Annotated in this window: 20 protein-coding genes; 7 read left to right on the forward strand and 13 right to left on the reverse strand. The window is 67.1% G+C overall.

Going from position 1 to position 17,348, the window contains the following annotated elements:
• Positions 1-73: 73 nt before the first annotated feature.
• The 9 genes from ABZ780_RS09545 to ABZ780_RS09585 form a co-directional block, all read right to left on the reverse strand.
• Positions 74-247 (reverse strand): hypothetical protein, encoded by a 174-nt coding sequence (locus ABZ780_RS09545; protein WP_357485477.1) that lies wholly within the window; start codon positions 245-247, stop codon positions 74-76.
• Positions 244-462, reverse strand: a complete 219-nt coding sequence (locus ABZ780_RS09550; RefSeq protein WP_357005258.1) for a hypothetical protein — start codon at positions 460-462, stop codon at positions 244-246. Before ABZ780_RS09550 ends, ABZ780_RS09545 begins: the two co-directional genes overlap by 4 nt.
• Entirely contained in the window at positions 459-638 is a 180-nt protein-coding gene (locus ABZ780_RS09555; protein ID WP_357005254.1) for a hypothetical protein, read from the reverse strand. Before ABZ780_RS09555 ends, ABZ780_RS09550 begins: the two co-directional genes overlap by 4 nt.
• 333 nt (positions 639-971) lie before the next feature.
• The gene (locus ABZ780_RS09560) at positions 972-2,183 is read right to left on the reverse strand and encodes a transcriptional regulator (RefSeq protein WP_357485479.1); all 1,212 of its coding nucleotides are present in this window, start codon (positions 2,181-2,183) and stop codon (positions 972-974) included.
• Between the two features lie 105 nt (positions 2,184-2,288).
• A complete protein-coding gene (locus ABZ780_RS09565; protein WP_357485480.1) occupies positions 2,289-2,522 on the reverse strand; it encodes a hypothetical protein in 234 nt (77 codons plus the stop codon).
• 184 nt (positions 2,523-2,706) lie between these two features.
• Entirely contained in the window at positions 2,707-3,591 is an 885-nt protein-coding gene (locus ABZ780_RS09570) for an SdrD B-like domain-containing protein (protein ID WP_357485481.1), read from the reverse strand.
• Positions 3,592-3,853: 262 nt separating this feature from the next.
• A complete protein-coding gene (locus tag ABZ780_RS09575) occupies positions 3,854-4,168 on the reverse strand; it encodes a hypothetical protein (protein WP_357485483.1) in 315 nt (104 codons plus the stop codon).
• Complete coding sequence (locus tag ABZ780_RS09580; protein WP_357485484.1) at positions 4,165-4,917, reverse strand: AzlC family ABC transporter permease; 753 nt, start codon at positions 4,915-4,917, stop codon at positions 4,165-4,167. Before ABZ780_RS09580 ends, ABZ780_RS09575 begins: the two co-directional genes overlap by 4 nt.
• Positions 4,918-4,958: 41 nt before the next feature.
• Positions 4,959-5,693 (reverse strand): PIG-L family deacetylase, encoded by a 735-nt coding sequence (locus tag ABZ780_RS09585; protein ID WP_357485485.1) that lies wholly within the window; start codon positions 5,691-5,693, stop codon positions 4,959-4,961.
• Between the two features lie 605 nt (positions 5,694-6,298).
• Between ABZ780_RS09585 and ABZ780_RS09590 the strand changes: the two genes are divergently transcribed.
• The 5 genes from ABZ780_RS09590 to ABZ780_RS09610 all read left to right on the forward strand — a co-directional run bounded on the left by ABZ780_RS09590 (position 6,299) and on the right by ABZ780_RS09610 (position 12,738).
• Positions 6,299-6,871 (forward strand): OsmC family protein, encoded by a 573-nt coding sequence (locus ABZ780_RS09590; protein ID WP_357485487.1) that lies wholly within the window; start codon positions 6,299-6,301, stop codon positions 6,869-6,871.
• Positions 6,872-6,875: 4 nt separating this feature from the next.
• Positions 6,876-8,087: an NAD(P)-binding domain-containing protein gene (locus tag ABZ780_RS09595; protein WP_357005229.1), complete on the forward strand. Its 1,212-nt coding sequence runs from the start codon at positions 6,876-6,878 to the stop codon at positions 8,085-8,087.
• A 22-nt stretch (positions 8,088-8,109) separates the two neighbouring features.
• Positions 8,110-9,282, forward strand: coding sequence for an NAD(P)/FAD-dependent oxidoreductase (locus ABZ780_RS09600; RefSeq protein ID WP_357485488.1), 1,173 nt, complete (start codon positions 8,110-8,112; stop codon positions 9,280-9,282).
• Positions 9,279-12,386: an AAA family ATPase gene (locus ABZ780_RS09605; RefSeq protein WP_357485489.1), complete on the forward strand. Its 3,108-nt coding sequence runs from the start codon at positions 9,279-9,281 to the stop codon at positions 12,384-12,386. Before ABZ780_RS09600 ends, ABZ780_RS09605 begins: the two co-directional genes overlap by 4 nt.
• Before the next feature lie 187 nt (positions 12,387-12,573).
• Entirely contained in the window at positions 12,574-12,738 is a 165-nt protein-coding gene (locus ABZ780_RS09610) for a hypothetical protein (protein ID WP_357485490.1), read from the forward strand.
• 159 nt (positions 12,739-12,897) lie between these two features.
• On the opposite strand, the gene ABZ780_RS09615 is transcribed toward ABZ780_RS09610, so the two are convergent.
• Both ABZ780_RS09615 and ABZ780_RS09620 read right to left on the reverse strand, forming a co-directional pair.
• Positions 12,898-13,071 (reverse strand): hypothetical protein, encoded by a 174-nt coding sequence (locus tag ABZ780_RS09615; RefSeq protein ID WP_357485491.1) that lies wholly within the window; start codon positions 13,069-13,071, stop codon positions 12,898-12,900.
• Positions 13,068-13,286 (reverse strand): flavin reductase, encoded by a 219-nt coding sequence (locus tag ABZ780_RS09620; protein WP_357485493.1) that lies wholly within the window; start codon positions 13,284-13,286, stop codon positions 13,068-13,070. The genes ABZ780_RS09615 and ABZ780_RS09620 overlap by 4 nt, the downstream gene beginning before the upstream one ends.
• A 415-nt stretch (positions 13,287-13,701) precedes the next feature.
• On the opposite strand from ABZ780_RS09620, the gene ABZ780_RS09625 reads away from it, so the two are divergent.
• Positions 13,702-13,941 carry a GntR family transcriptional regulator gene (locus tag ABZ780_RS09625; protein ID WP_088948848.1) on the forward strand — a complete coding sequence of 80 codons (240 nt, stop codon included), beginning with the start codon at positions 13,702-13,704 and terminating at the stop codon, positions 13,939-13,941.
• A gap of 197 nt (positions 13,942-14,138) precedes the next feature.
• Here ABZ780_RS09625 and ABZ780_RS09630 read toward each other — a convergent pair whose 3' ends face one another.
• Positions 14,139-14,630 carry a hypothetical protein gene (locus ABZ780_RS09630; RefSeq protein ID WP_357485494.1) on the reverse strand — a complete coding sequence of 164 codons (492 nt, stop codon included), beginning with the start codon at positions 14,628-14,630 and terminating at the stop codon, positions 14,139-14,141.
• A 369-nt stretch (positions 14,631-14,999) separates the two neighbouring features.
• Between ABZ780_RS09630 and ABZ780_RS09635 the strand changes: the two genes are divergently transcribed.
• Positions 15,000-15,767 (forward strand): hypothetical protein, encoded by a 768-nt coding sequence (locus tag ABZ780_RS09635; protein WP_357485496.1) that lies wholly within the window; start codon positions 15,000-15,002, stop codon positions 15,765-15,767.
• 237 nt (positions 15,768-16,004) lie between these two features.
• On the opposite strand, the gene ABZ780_RS09640 is transcribed toward ABZ780_RS09635, so the two are convergent.
• Complete coding sequence (locus ABZ780_RS09640) at positions 16,005-16,907, reverse strand: hypothetical protein (RefSeq protein WP_357485497.1); 903 nt, start codon at positions 16,905-16,907, stop codon at positions 16,005-16,007.
• Positions 16,908-17,348 lie beyond the last annotated feature (441 nt).

Below are 17,348 nucleotides of genomic sequence, written 5' to 3' on the forward strand. Positions count from 1 at the left end.
AGTGACCTCTTCGGTGTGCACGCTCGGCAAGGCAGTCGGATCGCTTGATGCGAGGTCAGACGGCATGCTGGCGTCAGACGAGGCGCTGGATGCGGACCCTGGGGCGTTCGTTCCTGAGGTGGCCTCTCTTGTGCTGGCGGACCTGTTCGTCCCAGATCTCCTGGTCGTAGTCCGGGTCCGGTGGGATCCACCTGTGGGAGCCGTCGCTGTAGTGGAACTTCTCGTCCCCAGGGCGAAGGATGCTCACCGCAGCCAGCCGAGGAAACGCCGGTGCAGCGTCCCCGCCGGCATCCAGGTGAGGTCCTCGGACGCACGCACCAGTTGGGCACCCAGGTAGAGGGCCAGAGAAATCGGAGCGCCGTCGAACTCCGCGCGCAGTTCGCGCTGCCGGGTACGGCAGGGCCAGGGCGCATCGCAGCCACCACAGCTCCAGATAGGCAGCACCGGGCCGTGCGTGGTCATGCGCGGCCTCCGAGCACCGCCGCCGTCAGCGACCGCGCCTGCCGGCTGGTCGCCCAATCCACCTGCCAACAGGGGTACGACGTCAGCCGCGCCCACCACATCCGGCAGCCGACGCACATACCGTCGAGCCCACGAACGTGCACCGCGAGAATCACCCGCTCCGACCCGCCGGTCACTGCTCACCCTCCCCAGGCCAGTGACCACGATTGATCGGGATCCGGTGTCGGGCACGGCAGGGCAGGTCGACTCCGCAGCGGCAGACGCGCCGCCAGAGCCGCCACGACCACACCGGCCGATGCCGCCGAGCGAAAGTCAACGCGGTGGCCGACAGATACTCGTCGTACGAGACGCGCCGCACGCGCCCTCCCTCGTCGCTCACGAGGGCGGCATCATCGCCCTCTGCTGAGGGGGACGCGGCGACCAGGCGTTTGCCGCACCGCCCGCCGCATCCCGTGGGGTGACGCTACGGAGAGTCGCAGTGCGGAATGGGTAGGGTTCCTACCCATAGATCACGAAACCAGACCAACCTTCACCGCGAGGTCACGGGCATCGTCGCGGGTAGACCGTGGACCGTCGAGCAGGTCCAGGGTGATCTGTCGGGCGTACCCGTTGAAGCGGACCGTCTCGGGAGCCGACTCGTACGCCTGCCGCAAGGTTGCTACGGCTGTTTCCTTGTCGTCTTTGCCGTAGTGCGCCCGCGCGACCTCGATGAGATGGCGTGCCCGACGTGGCCTCGACGGAATCGCCGCCGAGTCGTGGCGGCGTGCCTGCCGAACCGCTTCCCCGGACTTCTGCAGCTCGACCGCCACGGTCACCGCATGAGCGCCCATGATGACCCGGGAGAACGACGTCTGCGGTTGGTAGAACCCCTGCGGCAGGCGCTGCGCCACCCGGTCCGCGCGGTCCCAGTACCGCCAGGCCCGCCCTTCCTCACCGGCACGAGCGGCCGTGTAGGCGGCCTCGAAGTTCAGCGACCCCCACAGCGCCAGCAGATTCATGCTTCCGTCGGCCGTCCGCGACTCCAGGGCCGACAGCACGTCCAGCGTCACCGCCATCGCGGTGTCCCAATCCCCGGCGTCTCGATGCACCTGGCACAGGAACCACCCCGCACCGGCGATCGCCTCGGGATCACCGGACTCCTGCGCCGCCACCATCGCCCGGTCCGCCACCCGCCACAGCAGCTCCGCAGCAGGCTGGTAGGCGATGAACATCTGCGCCAACCCGAGCGTCTCCGCCAGCAACGCTTGTGCTTGCCGCCGCTCGTCACCCTCGTACGCCAAGGCGGCACGCTGCACGTCCCGCAGCAGCCCCGGCAACAGCCCACCCAGCACCGTCCGGTGATCCGACGCCTGATGACGGGCCCGCCACGCCGCCGCAAGCCGCCCCCGGAGACTGGGCAACGACTCGACGGGGATGTCTCCGGAGATCGCGAAGCGGTTCACGGCATCCCGGACCGACGCCAGCGCCGGATGCTCCGGCCCGTTGATCACGGCCGAACGATCGCTCAACTCTCCGACCAAGGCGGACACGTCGACCTTGAGGGCACGCGCGATCCGATCCAGCATATGAATGCGTGGCGGCAGGATCCGATCCGTCTCCACCGCCTTGACCCACTCGGCGCTGCGCCCCACCAACCCACCGAGCACCGCACGAGTCTTGCCGGACCGCTCCCGGTAGACCTTCAACCGCTGCCCGAACGTCAACTCCGGCAAGGCATCCACCCGGAACCTCCTCGCGTAGCGCGGGAAATGCGCCACCGACCCATCGGCCGTCGTCACGCTCAAGGCTACCGGCCGCCATGCTGCTGACGCCGAAGGCGGAGCGGGTTATCCCTCGACGCCGGGTCGGCTGTGCACCACCAGCTCGTCGATCTCCAACCGGCCCACGCGCAGCTCCCGCACCACGGCCCGGCGAATAGCGAGCCGCCCGATGACGAGCGCCCCGACAGCCACGGCCCCGACAGCCAACGCCCCGACAGCCAGGGCGCCGAGCGACGCCGCACCCGCAGCCCGCGCGCCCGTAGCCGCCGCGCCGTCGGCGCGCGTCCCAGTCAACCGCATCAGGCGAACCCTCGCTTCATATCCCCATTGTCCGTGCACCGCGTTCAACGCGGATCCTCTCAGGACAGGTGACCTCGCGTCGCGGCCGGAGTCGCGGCGCCGAGGCTCCAGCGGGGTGCTGGGGCCTCGGCGCCCTTTGCCTTGCTCGACGTAGCGGAGGACGCTACAGCCTGCGAAGGGTCGATCAGGCCTGCAGGTGTACGCGGCGGCGCCGCGCGACGAGCACCAGCGCGACCCCGACCACGACGGCGACCGCTGCCGCACCGACGTACAGCATGGTCTTGCCGCCGGTGACCGGCAGGCCCGGGCCAGCGCTCGACGAAGCCGACGGCAACGCCGACGCCGACGCTGATGCCGACGCCGACGCCGACGCTGATGCCGACGGCGACGCTGACGGCGAGGCGCTCGGCGAGCTCACGGCGACCTTCTTCGCCGCCACGAAGACGCGCGGCTCGTCGCTGTCGTCGACACTGACCTGCGTGAGAGTGCGGTTGTCCTCGCCGTCCTGGTCGGCCAGGATTTTCCAGCCCGCCGGTGCGGTGAAGGTCAGCAGGATTTCGCCGACGGGGAGGCGGGCGAAACGGAACAGGCCCTTGGCGTCCGTGATGGTCTCGGCGTACTTCGTCTTGCCGTCGCGACTGGTGGCGACGACCTTGACACCCGGGACTCCAGGCGTCCGGGGCGTCCACTCGTCGCCCTCGGACTCGCCCTGGTAGACGTAGCCGCCGAGATCGTCGAAGGCGCCCGGCACCAGCAGCCGCACACTGGTGGTGTTGTCGGCGTCGTTGACCTCGCCGTTGTCGGCGGCAAGCGAGAAGGCGACGAATCCGTAGCCGAACTCCCACGCGAAGCGGTTGGTCTTGCCGGTGAGCTGAACGGTCTTGGTGGCGCCGGCAGCGAGATCGAAACCGGTCGACAGCACACCATAGGCGACACCCTCGACGCCCTCGCTGTCGCCGCCCGTGTAGTGCACGCGCTTAGCGTCGACGGAGCTCTTGTTCTTCACCGTGACCGTGATGGTGAAGGTCTCGCCCTCGGCGTAGTTGGCCTTGTCGGCGGCGGCGGTCACCGCGATATCCGGCTTGGGGGCGGCGGCCAGGGCGGCCGTCGCCGGCAGGACGGCCACGAACACGCCCACGAGGGCGGCGGCGGCAAGTGTGCGCATGAGATCTCCGTAATCGGGAGCGGGAATCAGCGCGATGCTAGCGCTGGGCAAGTCGCTCCGCTGCCCCTCGCCGTTACGTGCCGTGACCTACGGGATCAGGCGAACTCGGGGCGGACGACGAGCACAATCGTCGCCGGTGTACCGGAATCCACCGGAGGCTATGCGATCACATCAGCGCGGCGGCGACCCAGTAGGTGGGCATTCCAGCGAGCATCGCAACGTAGGGTTTGCCTGTTCCTGCGGTCCCCACGACAGCTGCGGCAACAGCAAGGACGACAGGTGCAGCTGCGGAGAGTCCGGTGGCGGAGAACACCAACGGGGTGAGGCTGGCCGAGGCGAGGGCGGCGAAGGCTGCTGGTGCGACCATCTCGGCGGACGCTTCCAATCGCGGAGGGACGATCAGCCGGTCGGTCAACGTCATGCAAATTCGCATCGCGTAACTGCCGATGCCGGCAACGAGGATGACGAACCAGGGGCTCATAGCTGATGCTCCTGTGCGGATGGAGCCGGCGTGGCGGTCGGGCCCGGGCGGTCTTTGAGCGACGTGAGGTATCCGGCTGCGAGTCCCGCGGTGATACCGACGACGATGCCGAGGTTCAGCGGCGCGGCGATGCACGCGCCCACCACGACGCTGCTGACAACGACGGCACGACGGGTTGCTCGCTGGCGCAGATCTGGTACGACCTGGCCGACGAGGTAGAGCGGCACGAGTAGCTCTAGGTGAAGACCCTCGGGAACGCGGGCCCCGACGACCGTGCCGACGCCGAGCGCGATCAGCCATCCCACCCACAGTACGACGGCTCCGCCCAAGTAGAAGGCGTGCGATGACCGTAGATCTCCCAAGCCCACGTCAGGGGTCAGCCGCTGGTCGCCCTGGCGGGCTGCCGCATACGCCCACCGGTGGTGCTCGTAGCGGCGTATGCCAACGACGAAGGACGGGTCGATGAGCAGGTAGCCGGCGAGCAGTCGCCACCACAGCGGCGTTCCGCGCCAGTATCGGGCGAGCGCCGCCGAGTAGAGCACAAGTCGCAGGTTGATGACGAGTACGGTCGCGATCACCGATGCTGCGGCGGCTCCGCTGTCCAGCAGTTGAATCGCGGCAATCTGGGCGCTGCCGCCGTAGATCGCTGGCCCGGTGAACCAGCCGATCGCCGAAGGGATACTCGACTGCCCTGCGGTGACGCCGATGACGAGGCCGAACGGCGCCACCGCGACCAGCCACGGCAGCATGCTTCGCATTCCAGCGGCGACATCCCGCCCCTGCTGGAGTCTCATCTGGTTGCGGGGCCGTCCGGGACCCGCGCCGCCTCCACGAACGACTCCTGACTGACCCACCGGGTGTAGCGCGAAAAGCCCATCAGTGTGATCAGTCCGCTCGTTTGGGACGCCTGTGCCGTGAGCGCATTGAGCTTGCGGGAGAGCGTCCTGTCGTCCAGCACGAGTTCCACGGCGAGTTGGTCGTGGTCCACCGCGAGCGGGTATCCGTCCTGGAAGATGGCGAATTCGTGGTGGACGTCATTCCACATTCGCGCCCATTCGTGGCTGACGGCAGCGTGCAGCAGCCGTGTGCCGGCAGGCGCGGCCCGGCGGAATGCGCTCTCGGCCCAGACTGACACCGCCTGATGGTCCGGGTGCCCCGTGTGGCCTTCCGGACCAAAGGTCACAATCGTGTCGGGCCGGATCTCGTCGATCAGTTCGGATAGCCGGGCGACCGGCTCGGCTGGGGCAACGTCGGCGCATTCGCCGTCGGAGTATCCCAGCCAATGGTGCTTTGTGACGCCGAGCACCCCCAGGCTGCGTGTCAACTCGTCCTGGCGGATCACCGCCAGTCGATCCGGCGGCCACGTCACCGAATCGGACGTGCCGCGTTCACCCCGGGTGGCCGTGACGCAGACGACCTCCGAGCCAGCGTCACGGGCCATCGCCATCAGACCGCCGGACAGGTACGCCTCGTCGTCGGGATGTGCCCAAATTCCTAGAATCGAGCCCAACTCATCGATGTTCATCACGCTCTCCGAATTGAGAATGGTGCTCCTGCACGGTGCTTCTACGTGCGATGACCAGCCGCGAACACGGCGACCGCAGCAAACGCGGGTCGGCGGCACGGGAACGCCGAGAACGGCAGCCCCACACCTGTTCACCGCGCCACCCACACCGGACCCGACTTGTGCTGTGGCGGCAACCGGAGCAGGCAACGCCGGGAAAGCTACGAGCCCCACCTTCCCGCAACCTTCCCGACGCCCACCCTGGTCCGGGCACGACCAGGCCGCCGACAGCCCGTGCGTGGCTGCCCGATCACCCCGCCACAGTTCCCGCGTCGGCTTGCCCGGAAGATCCTCACCATTCCTGACAACCTCGGGCCCGGGTAATCAAGATCTTCTGGCACGCCTCGCCGCGGGCGGCCCGGGCAGCCCCGACTGGCCCGTCGTTGTCGGCAGCTGCGGCCGAACTCCTGACACCTGACCTCGGGAAGCGTCCTCAGCTCAACCTGACAGACAAGAGCTGGGAAGGTTGCGGGAAGGCGGGGTTCGTAGCTTTCCCGGCGTTGCCTGCTCCGGTTGTCACCGCGACAAAGTCGGGTCCGGAATGGGCGACACAAGGGAGAAGGACTGTGGGTACGACTACCGAGCGCCAGCCGCTCAATGGCGTTGACACGCCGGCCCTCTTTGCCACGCTCGATGCCGTGCGTGCCCAGCCGGAGCTGGCGAAGTTCCAGTTTCGTGCGGTCAACCGGTGGGTCAGTGGCACTCATAACCGCAGCGAGATTCAGGGCTTCTACGGCGCCGGCCAGGAGGACGTGAGCCGCGCTGAGCCCTTTACCTACGATTCGGATCACCCCGAGATGTTGGTGGGCGGGGGAAACGGTCCCGCGCCGGTGGAGTATCTGCTGCACGCCATTGCGTCGTGTCTCACGTCGGGCCTGGCGAACATCGCGGCGGCCCGTGGGGTGAAGCTGCACTCGGTCGAGGCGACAGTTGTCGGCGACATCGACCTTCTCGGCATTCTCGGAATGTCCGAGGAGGTGCGTAACGGGTACCAGGGGATTTCGGTGAGCTTCCGGATTTCCGGTGACGCCCCGGACGACGTCCTGCGGGGGTTGATCGAGCAGTCACGTCGCCGTTCGGCTGTCTACGACGTGTTCACCAATGGCGTACCGGTCGCCATCGACGTGACGACTGAGTAGACCCATGAAGACCACCGATACGGTCATCATCGGTGCTGGCCATGCGGGGCTGGCGATGAGCCACTGCCTAACCGGATACGGCATCGAGCATGTCGTACTCGAACGCGGCCGGGTGGCGCAGCGGTGGCGGTCGGGCCGGTGGGACTCATGCCGGCTACTGACGCCGAACTGGCTCTCCCGGTTGCCCGGTTGGTCCTACCAAGGCGACGACCCCGATGGGTTCATGTCTGCTGCGGCTTTCGCTGACCATCTGTCCGCGTACGCCAGGATCAGCCGGGCGCCGGTGCTGGAGAACACCAGTGTCATCGGGGTTCGTGCCGACGGTGAGAGCTATCTGGTCTCCACCGACGCGGGCACTTGGCGGACGCGCTGCGTCGTCATCGCCACCGGGTACCACTCCCGGTCGCTGGTGCCGGCGCTGAGTGGCGAGTTTTCGCCGACGATCACTCAGATCGGCGCGGCTGCCTACCGGAATCCCGCGCAGTTGCCCGTCGGCGGCGTTCTGGTGGTCGGCGCGTCGTCGACCGGGGTGCAGATCGCCGATGAGCTGGCCCGGTCCGGCCGTGAGGTAACCCTGGCAGTCGGAGAGCACACGCGGATGCCGCGGCGGTATGGCGGCCGGGACGTGTTGTACTGGCTGGACCGCCTCGGGAGCTTGGACCGCACTCTTGACGAGGTGCCCGACCCGCGCCGTGCCCGCCGCGAGCCGTCGTTTCAACTCGCGGCCGGCCGGGCGCTTGACCTGGGCGTGCTGAGGGATCGCGGAGTTCGCCTGGCCGGCCGCCTGGTCCAGGTGGACGGGAGAGAACGGGCGATCTTCGCGGACGATCTCCAGGACACGACGACGCGGGCCGAAAACCGGTTGCTCCGGGTGTTGGGCACGATTGACCGGTACGCCGTTTTTACCCGCTCGGCCGACATTCCGCCTCTCGTCCTCGACGGCGGGCTACGACAGGTGACCGGTCTGAGTTCCGTCGTGTGGGCGACCGGGTTTCGACCCGTCTACCCGTGGCTGCAGATACCGGTGTTGGACAGTGCTGGTCACCTGCGTCACCAACGCGGGATCACCGACGCGCCAGGGCTCTACGCGGTCGGGTTGCGGTTTCAGCACCGACGCAACGCCACTCTGGTTGATGGCGCCCGGCACGACGCGGCGTATCTCGCCGAGCAGATCGCCGTAAGGCTCCGCCATCGAAGTATCAATTTCGCCAAGTAACTATCAGTAGGGGGAGGTCGGCGTGACGGAGGACTACGACGTAGTCGTCGTCGGGGCCAGGCCGGCGGGTGCCGCGACGGCGCTACTGCTGGCACGGCAAGGTCTGCGGGTGTTGGTGTTGGAGCGGGCGAAGCCCGGCGCTGACACGCTCTCGACTCATGCGCTCATGCGGGCGGGCGTAGCCCAACTCGCCCGGTGGGGCCTGCTGGATTCCATCGTGGCCGCAGACACGCCTGCGGTGCGGCGCACCCGCTTCCACTATCCGGGTGAGCAGGTCACAGTGTCGATCAAGCCTGCTGCCGGCGTGGAGGCACTCTATGCCCCTCGCCGCACGCTACTGGACCGGCTTCTCGCCGAAGCCGCCGAGAACGCCGGCGCCACAGTTCGGTACGGCGTCACCGTCACCGGCCTCGACCGCGACCGGTCTGGGCGAATCACTGGCGTCGTGGGGCACGACCACTCGTCGGCGCCGGTACGAGTGCGGTCCTGGCTGACCGTCGGCGCCGACGGCGCCGGGTCGACCGTGGCCCGCCTGGTGGGAGCGCCGAATGTGCGAGTCGGAAGCGCCAGCGGCGCGATTATCTATGGCTACTGGGACGGGCTTGGGGTTACCGACTACGAGTGGTTCTACCGCCCGGGTGCATCGGCAGGAATGATTCCGACAAACGACGGCAAGGTTTGTGTCTTCGCCGGAACCAGCGCGCAAAGGTTCAACCGAGAGGTGAGTGGTGATCTGTGGGGTTCGTACATCCGACTGCTTGCCGAGGCGACAGGTCCAGCGGCCGCTGGCCGGCTGCCCGAATCGCTTGCGCCGCGACGGCTTCACGGCCATCCCGGACGCACCAGTTACCTGCGCCAGGCCCACGGAGCGGGATGGGCGCTGGTAGGGGACGCAGGCCAGTTCATCGATCCGTTGAGCTCTAATGGGATCACCGATGCGTTGCGTGACGCAGACCTGCTTTCACGGCAGGTCGCAGCGATTGTGTCCGGTGTTGGGGAAATCGAGGCGCTGGCCGCATACCAGGCGGAACGGGATCAGCTCGCGACACCTATTTTCGACGTCGTCGACGAACTCGCCGGGTACCGGTGGGACGTGCCAGCGGTACGCGAGTTACTCCTGCGACTGAATTCCGCTTTCAGCGCCGAAGTGGAGGCCCTAACCGGCCCGATCGGCGCCGCTACCATTAAGCGATGAAGAATCGCGTGGGGGTGCGTCTTCTTGGTGGATTCGGAGTGACGGTCGACACGGGCGCGGTGCCGGATACGGCATGGACCCGGCGCCAACCGATCACGCTTGTCAAGCTGTTGGCGCTCGCGCCGGGCCGGCAACTCCACCGCGAGCAGGTGATCGCGGCACTCTGGCCGAATGCCACCGTCGAGGAGGCGGCACCCCGGCTGCACAAGGCAGCCCACTACGCCCGCCGGGTCCTCGGCCCCGATGGTGTGGTGCTTCACCGGGAGTTGGTCTCGCTCTTCCCGAACGCTCGGACCGAAGTCCGCATCGACGCGGTCGAGTTCGATGATCTTGCTTCCGAGGCGCTGAAGAACGAGGACGTCACGGCGGCCGGCCGGGCCGTCGACGCGTACGGCGGTGATCTTCTGCCGGAGGACCGCTACGAGGAGTGGGCCCAGGGGCACCGTGACCGACTGCGCCACACCTACCTCGAGGTGTGTCGGCTCGCCGGGCGGTGGAGCGATCTGGTTGCCGCAGACCCGACCGACGTGCGCGTAGGCATGGCGCTGATGCGGGAAAGTGCCGCGTCGGGCGACCGTCACAGTGCCCTGCGCCTGTTCGAGCGTCTCGACCGGGCCCGTCAGCTCGAGCTCGGTGCGGTGCCCGACGCGGAGGCGCTGGCGCTGCGCGATGCGCTGATCGGCCCGACCTCGCAGAGGGCCGCAAGCGAGGTCCTGGTCGGACGGAGGCGGGAAAGGGTCGCGCTGGAGCGTGTGATCGAGGAGGCCGCAACGGGACGTGGCCGTGCGGTCCTCATCGCGGGCGCAGCTGGCATGGGCAAGTCCACCCTTGCCGCATGGCTACGCGAGCGGGTCGTCGCCCGCGGCTGGCGTACCGGTCAAGGCGTTGTCTCGGCGGTCGAAGGCGCCTGGCCCTTCGCCCCCGTGTTGGAAGCGCTGGCCGACCTCGCCCGCCGCCATCCCACCCTGCTCGACGGCCTCAACGACCGCTATCGGGACGACATCGACCGGGCATTGTCAGGGGATGTCGGGAACTGGGCCGGCCAGAATGCCCCGCAACGGTTGTTCATAGCGGTGGCCCAACTGGCACGCCTCGCGGCAGCCGGGCCGGGTCTGCTGCTTATCGTCGAGGATGTCCACGACGCAGACGAAGGGACCATGCGGTTACTGCGCTACGTGGTCCGCAGCTGCAGGGACGAACGGCTGGTGCTCCTGCTTACCCACCGACGTCAGCCGACCACGGACGCCTTCGAGCGGATCCGCAACAGCTTGCTTGGTCGGTCCGGCGCGCTCGACCTCGCGCTGCCGTCACTGACCCAGTCTGAGACGGCCGCGCTCGTCGCCGAGCAGGCACCGGACCTGCCTGACGATGTCGTGGAACATATCTGGTCGATTTCTGGTGGAGTCCCGTTCACGGTCACCGAACTGGCCCGCTCGGCCGTCGATGGAGAACTTCGCGCACCGGCCGAGGCGGTGCTGGGCTCGCTGGCCCCACCCACACGTGCGGCGCTGGAGCGCGTGGCGCTCATGGGCTCCACCTTCGACACCGACGGGTTCATCGCGATGAGCGATCTGCCCGAGGACCAGGCGTTCGACTGCCTGGACGCCGCCCTGGCCGTCCTGGTCATCGAACGGACCCTACAAGGCTTCCGGTTTCGCCATCCGCTTATCCGCGAGGCCCTACTGGACGCGGTCCCGCCCCACCGGCGTTCGGCCCTGCACCGCTCCTGCGCGCGGCGCCTGATCGAGTTTGGCGCGTCACCGGCACGCGTCGGCCACCACCTACTCGCCGCAGGTGACACCGCTGCAGCCGTGCCTTTTGTGCTGCGCGCCGCGCAAACCGAGGTGGCGGTCGGCGCCTTCCGAGACGCCCTGTCCCTGGTGGAGTCGATTCTCGGGGCGGCCCGCGACGAGGATTTGGTAGCGGCCCTGACCCTGCGAGCCGACGCGCTCGCCGCGATCGGCGACCCAGCAGCACTCTCCGCCTACCGTGAGGCGCTCGCGGTGGCCGACCAACGGCAGGCTCGAGTGCTGCGGGCAAGGATGGGCCAGCTCGCGGTTCTGTCCGGGGACACCGACACCGCAGCGGCGGTCCTGCACGGTCTGGAGCCCGACGGCGGGCCCGACGATTCGGCAGTCCTACTCGCCCACGGCGCTCTCGCCTACTTCACCGGCGACATCGACGGTGCCAGGGCGGCGGTCGCCGATTCGCTACGCGCCGACCCGGTACAAGGCTCCGCCCTGCTCCAGTCAAATCTGGTCGCCCTGCGAGGGCTGATCACGCACACCCGTGGTGAATGGAACCACACGCTGCGCGCAGAGCTGATGCGTACCCGCGATGACCCCGGGCTGGCCACCACCGTCTTCGACGCGCACCTCTGCGTCGCCGAGTATCTGCTCTACGGGCCCACGCCCTACGAGGACGTCATCGACCTCGCTCAAGGCCTGCGCCGTACCGCCCAGTCCTCCGGCGTTCTCCGGGCTGTCGCCTTCGCCAGAGCCCTGGCCGGCGAGGCGGAACTACTCGCCGGCAATCTCGACACAGCCGAGCGCGAACTCAGCACGGCCGTTGACCTACACCGCGAGATCGGCGCCACCGCTGGCGAGGCCCATTCGTTGCAGCGACTCGCGGAGGTGCACCTCACGCGTGGTGACCGGCGCACCGCGACGCGGCTACTTCGTCGGGCACTTCCCTTGGCGCGTTCCTCAGTGCTCGCCCCCCACCTGATTCAGCGGATCTACGGCACTACGGTGGCCGCAGCGGACTCGCCGGAGGCCGCCCGGGCGGCCATCAACGCGGCGAAGGCTGCCATGACCCAGAACGACTCCTGCGATTTCTGCGCCATTATGTTTGAGGTTCCTGCGGCCATTACCTGCGTCCGAATTGGCGACTTGGACTCGGCGCGGACGTTTCTCGCGGCGGCGGAACGTTCAAGCACTCTCTGGGAGGGCACGGCGTGGCAGGCCGCCACGCTGGAAGCCCGCGCACATCTCCTGGCGGCCGACGGCGACGCGGAGCAGGCGCGGCAACTGCGGCACCGCGCGGCAGAAGTGTTCGACGATGTCGCACACCCCCTGGACGCGGCCCGCTGCCGCGCCGGCTGATCTCGGCGCCTCGCGGGAGCCGCGGGGCAGCCAGTCGCCGGGACACCGGCGCGGCCACCGGCAGGGCTCGGTCTTCCGGGCCGGCGTGAGTGCCTAGCTAGCCGCACTGACAGCAGTTCAGGAAACGCCGGCACCCGACGAGACGTGGTTCACCCCGGCAGCCCGGCTCGGGTTCGCCCACCCGGCGATGGACGGCGAGACACTTATCCATTCCGACCTCAACCCGGCGAACCTGATCGTGACACCACTCGGCCTACGCATCGTGGACTGGGCGTGGGCAACCAAGGCCGCCGCATGGGTCAAGCCCGTTACCGACTATCTCGGCAACGGGCTTCTGACCTGCACAAACTGAGAGTGGGCGATGCTGGTATCGAACCAGCGACCTCTTCGGTGTGAACTCTCGGCAAGCCGGTTGGATCGGGCTTGATGGGAGGTCACACGGCCTGCTGGCGCGCTTCTCGGCTCGGTTCGGCTGGCCGGGTTGCTGTACTTCGCTGCTGTACTGCTGGCGTCAGACGAGGCGTTGGATGCGGACCTTCGGGCGCTCGTTCCTGAGGTGTCCTTGCTTGTGCTGGCGGACCTGTTCGTCCCAGACCTCCGGGTCGTAGTCCGGGTCCGGTGGGATCCACTTGTGGGAACCATCGCTGTAGTGGAATTTCTCGTCACCCGGCCGCAGGATGCTCATCGGGTCCAGCCGAGGAATCGGTAGTGCAGGTGTGCGGCGGGGACGTGGGTCAGGTCCTGGGCGGCGTCGACGAGCTGGGCGGCCAGGTAGAGGGCCAGCGACACCGGGGCGCGGTCGTACTCGGCTCGCAGTTCCCGCCGCCGGGTCTGGCAGGGCCACTCCCCCGCACAACCGCCGCACGTCCAGAGCGGCTTGATCGGATGGTGAGTCGTCATCGCGTGCCGTCCTGGCTGGGCCAGTGGTCGCGGTTGATCGGGATGCGGTGGCGGCTTTGGCATGGCAGATCGCCTCCGCAGCGGCAGATGCGCCGCCAGTGTCGCCAGGACCAGACGGGTCGGTGACGGCGAGCAAGAGTCAGCGCTACCGCCAGCACGTACTCGTCGTACGAGACTCGCTTCACCGGCTCGCCTCGCCCGCTCGCACCAGGGTCTGCCCTGCCGTTGTCGATGGGAGCACTGCTGTCTCCTTGTGCCGGAGCAATCTGGAGGCGTGGATGCCCGGACGCGGGGGACGCGCCGAACATCCACGCCGGCGAGGACGGCCCACAGCGCCAACCGAGGGAATCGACCTCCTCGGCAACCTCCCATAGGTACCGTTGGGTAGTCAAGGGCTGGCGTAGGTGGTCTACTCGTGTTGCCAACCGAGGAGAACCACGTGCCACCGCGTTACCGCTACGAACAGATTGCCGACGACCTCGCCGAACGCATCGCGTCAGGCGAGTTCCAGCCCGGCTCCAAGCTGCCCAGTCGGCGAGAGTTGATCGAGCACTACGGGGTCACCGAGCCGGTGATCGACCGTGCCATGCAGGTACTACGGATCAAAGGGATGACCGAAACGCTACCCGGCGTTGGCGTCTTCGTCGCCGAGTAGATCTCCTCGCAGAGGCGGCCGCCACGCCCACGACATCTCGCTTACAAGTTCTGGGCGCTCCGTCCAGGCCGGTCCGTCCGTGTCTCTGGCCTCGACCGACAATCCGCACGTGTCCGGATTGCTCCGCCCACGTCCGGCCGTGTTGCTGTCATCGTTGCTGTCGGCAGCAGTGGTGTGTAGCGGAGTAGACAGCTCCGCTAGAAGTTCCTGAGCGTAAAGGACCCTCCCGGCTCTGCCACATCCAGCTCGGCTCGGGCGAGGCTGATGAAGTGCATACGTGCTTGTGAGAGCGAGTCGCGCAACGCTTCATGATTCTCGTCAGGTTGCTTCTTGGCGGCGTCAGCGAATTCTCTGAGTTCAGCAAGGAGCGCCTGTGCCGCCCCAGCGACGGGAGTTGACGCCAGGAGGTGCACCTCCTGGTGCCGGACGGTGAGGTCATCCACCAGCTCGCGCCACCGTAAGGCGTAGGCCCCATCTCGAGGGCTCGACCGGATATGACGGTAGAGGGCATAGGCGGCGGCTAAGAAGTTGGCGTAGACATGCCGTCTCTCGGCGTGCCAACGCCGCTGGTCTTCACGTCTGTTGCGCGCTCGTTCCAGCCTGATCGCAATGGCTTGGGCAACCGCGACACCCCCAAGCCCAAAGAGCCCGGCTAGCAGGGCAGTCCCCCACCATGGCGCGTCCGTCATGCAGCTACGCTATGAGGCTTGCGCAAGGTATTCAGTTCACCAACTACAGGTAAGAAGGCTGCGGGCGGCCTGGTCATCGGGCCGATCGCGCCTTGTCACCTGGGCAGATATCGTCACCAATGGTCGTCGTTGGTCGCTCATGATTGGCCTCCGACGGCCTGGCGACGGCCTGAGCCCGAGCCTCGTCGACGTGGGCGTGGGCGTGGGCGTGGGCGTGAAAGCACAGTCGGAAGGCATGCCACATGCGCCCCAGCAAGCGTGAGCAAGAGGCAGTCCGTGCCTATGTTCAGGACCAGGCCCATGAAGAGGTTGTCCACCTTGAGAAGGCGGCGTCTGAGCTGGTGGGCCCCGTCCGGCACGACATCTGGGATGTGCACTGCACCGGTAGTCGATGGTGGGTTGTCACAGAACCCATGCATTTATAACCAAGTCGATTTCAAGAGCCGCGACGTTGTATTGACATTCCATGTCGGCTTGGCTCTACGACTGACCTATCAGCAGGAACGTGAAGTTCCAGTCGCCGAACTTCACGCTGAGCTTCTGCCGGGCTCATGGCGACGTTGGCAGCAAGCGTTTGATGCCTATGCTAGCGGCGACGAGGCCGAGAACTTCCAGGCCGTCGGCATGCGGCTACGGGAGTGCCTCGTATCATTCATTGGCGAGGCTACCGATGAAAGTCTGGTGCCGGACGGCACTGCGCCGCCTAAAAAGGCAGATTTCAAGGGCTGGGTGGAACACTTGGCGAACCGCCTTGCAGCGGGCGATTCGTCTGCAAAACTGCGATCTTATCTAAAGGCTATCTCGGTAGAGACGTGGTCATACACCAATGGCCTAACGCATGCCAAGAACGCCGCTCGGATAGATGCGGAGATCGCGCTCAAGATGGTGGAGCACTTGCTGGGCATGTTCAGTGCTGCGCGGTTGCGCCATGCTCGACTGAGCGTCCGCTGCGAGTCCTGCCAGTCCTACCGGGTGGTCGCCGGCGTTTGCGAGCACTGTGGCTGGGTCGATGCTGAGCACGTGCCACATCCACGTCGTGAGATCAGCGAAGACGAGCAAGCGCGACGGCTGGCCGAGCCATGCACGCCGAGTTCAGACATCTCGACGTTCATGACACCGAACGACTTCGGTGGTTGAGCCGTCAGCGAGCCTGAAACCACCTGGCAACGCACTCTCAGCTTGGGAATCGGGTTGATCTACACATCAAGTAGTAGCGGTGCCTGCTGGTCGATGGCCACGGAGCGTTTATAGCCGGGCTCTCTGCGGCGCTCGTATGGGCCGGTGTTGACCGCTGCATCGGGCATGGCAACGCCGAGGCCATCTCCCAGACGCGGCCCGGCTAGCTTCGCGTCTTACGCTCGTAGATGAGTCAGATCAGACCGTCCGAGGTGCTCGTCCGATCAACTCGGCACAAAACCACTGGACCAGCGGGACAGCCACAGACACGGCTACCTGAGCTTCGTCTATCGACACGTTGCCCGGTGCTGAAGGCTGGCCGCCGTGACGATCATGCTGGCCATGCCACAGCATCCGCATCAAGCTAATGAGGACCTGGGACGATGGAGCGGAGTCATGCTCGCGCTCCATCGGCAGCCTCCAGTCCCCTTGGTCCTCAAGCTGCCTAAGCACTGTTCCGAGCGTCGCTCTTGAGTTGCTGGGCGACACCACAGGAACGGCGGCGTCCTCGACGGCCAAAATTGCCAACCGATACGCCTCGCTGGCATTGGGGGTGAGGCCGTAGAGCTCCTCCCATGCCTTGGCTAGCCGCGTGCCAGCTCGCCCAGATCGCGCCATCGCAGCGTCGGCAGCAACCTGTACGCCTAACGGGACGCGGCGTGTCAGGCCCGGCCGACCGGTTCGTACGCCAATCTGATATGCCGATTTACTCCGTACCAGTATGGCACCAAGGTCGTCCGCACCCGCATGGCTGCCATGGGCAAGGAGATAGTCGGCGATCTGGAGCGGCGCATCATGCTTCTGCAGCGTTGTGATCGCGGTCGTTAGCTGCCACTGGCCGGTTGTGTCACTGACCTTTGAGGAGCGGAGGTCGGGAAGTGGGATCTTGAGAGTTTGGCACATGTGTTCCGCCAGATCCGTGTCGAGCATCAACGCGGGTCCACTTCCGTCACGATAACGCCGACGCACAGTCAGGGCATCTCGCACCCATACCCAAAAGGAAGAACGCATCCATTTTGGGACTCCATCGTGGAGAGCATCATACTCAGCGACCTCTTCCTCTGTGTCGATGCCGAGAGGTCGCCAGGCTTCTTCGATCACGCGTGCGATTGTTCCACGGCCGCCCACGTATTGCGACCTTGCGACACTCGTCCATCAGTCCCCAGCCATCCCGTCTGCCGTCGACCCGCCCTCCTGGGGAGCGGGCCGCCGCCCGACCCGCCACGTCAAGCGGACCTTGACGCACGTTCGGACGCTGGCGGGTCGGGCGGTGGTCTGCTCGGCTTGCCCGGGTCGATGGCAGACGGGATGGCCCGCGCAACCACCCACGGACCGCGACCCGCCAACGGTCCCCGGCCATCCTGGAGCCGGAGCGCCCCCGCCGGAGGCGCAGTAACCGCAACCCCGCGACCGCCGCCAGCTCGCCGACGCGGCCGGCGTGCGCTCCCCTACGCCGCGCGGGCTCGTGACCGCGCGGCCCGGCCGGCTGCCGGCCCAACCCTCACCCGTCAACGTCTCTGTCGTTCTGCGGCGGCCCCTTGG

This window comes from Micromonospora sp. NPDC047467 (assembly GCF_040643095.1).
Lineage (GTDB): Bacteria > Actinomycetota > Actinomycetes > Mycobacteriales > Micromonosporaceae > Micromonospora.

Coding starts and splice junctions, on each gene's coding strand:
- ABZ780_RS09550 (WP_357005258.1), bottom strand. CDS start 462: ATGACCACGCACGGCCCGGTGCTGCCTATCTGGAGCTGTGGTGGCTGC.
- ABZ780_RS09565 (WP_357485480.1), bottom strand. CDS start 2,522: ATGCGGTTGACTGGGACGCGCGCCGACGGCGCGGCGGCTACGGGCGCG.
- ABZ780_RS09575 (WP_357485483.1), bottom strand. CDS start 4,168: ATGAGCCCCTGGTTCGTCATCCTCGTTGCCGGCATCGGCAGTTACGCG.
- ABZ780_RS09580 (WP_357485484.1), bottom strand. CDS start 4,917: ATGCTGCCGTGGCTGGTCGCGGTGGCGCCGTTCGGCCTCGTCATCGGC.
- ABZ780_RS09585 (WP_357485485.1), bottom strand. CDS start 5,693: ATGAACATCGATGAGTTGGGCTCGATTCTAGGAATTTGGGCACATCCC.
- ABZ780_RS09595 (WP_357005229.1), top strand. CDS start 6,876: ATGAAGACCACCGATACGGTCATCATCGGTGCTGGCCATGCGGGGCTG.
- ABZ780_RS09605 (WP_357485489.1), top strand. CDS start 9,279: ATGAAGAATCGCGTGGGGGTGCGTCTTCTTGGTGGATTCGGAGTGACG.
- ABZ780_RS09610 (WP_357485490.1), top strand. CDS start 12,574: ATGGACGGCGAGACACTTATCCATTCCGACCTCAACCCGGCGAACCTG.
- ABZ780_RS09615 (WP_357485491.1), bottom strand. CDS start 13,071: ATGAGCATCCTGCGGCCGGGTGACGAGAAATTCCACTACAGCGATGGT.
- ABZ780_RS09620 (WP_357485493.1), bottom strand. CDS start 13,286: ATGACGACTCACCATCCGATCAAGCCGCTCTGGACGTGCGGCGGTTGT.
- ABZ780_RS09630 (WP_357485494.1), bottom strand. CDS start 14,630: ATGACGGACGCGCCATGGTGGGGGACTGCCCTGCTAGCCGGGCTCTTT.
- ABZ780_RS09635 (WP_357485496.1), top strand. CDS start 15,000: ATGTGCACTGCACCGGTAGTCGATGGTGGGTTGTCACAGAACCCATGC.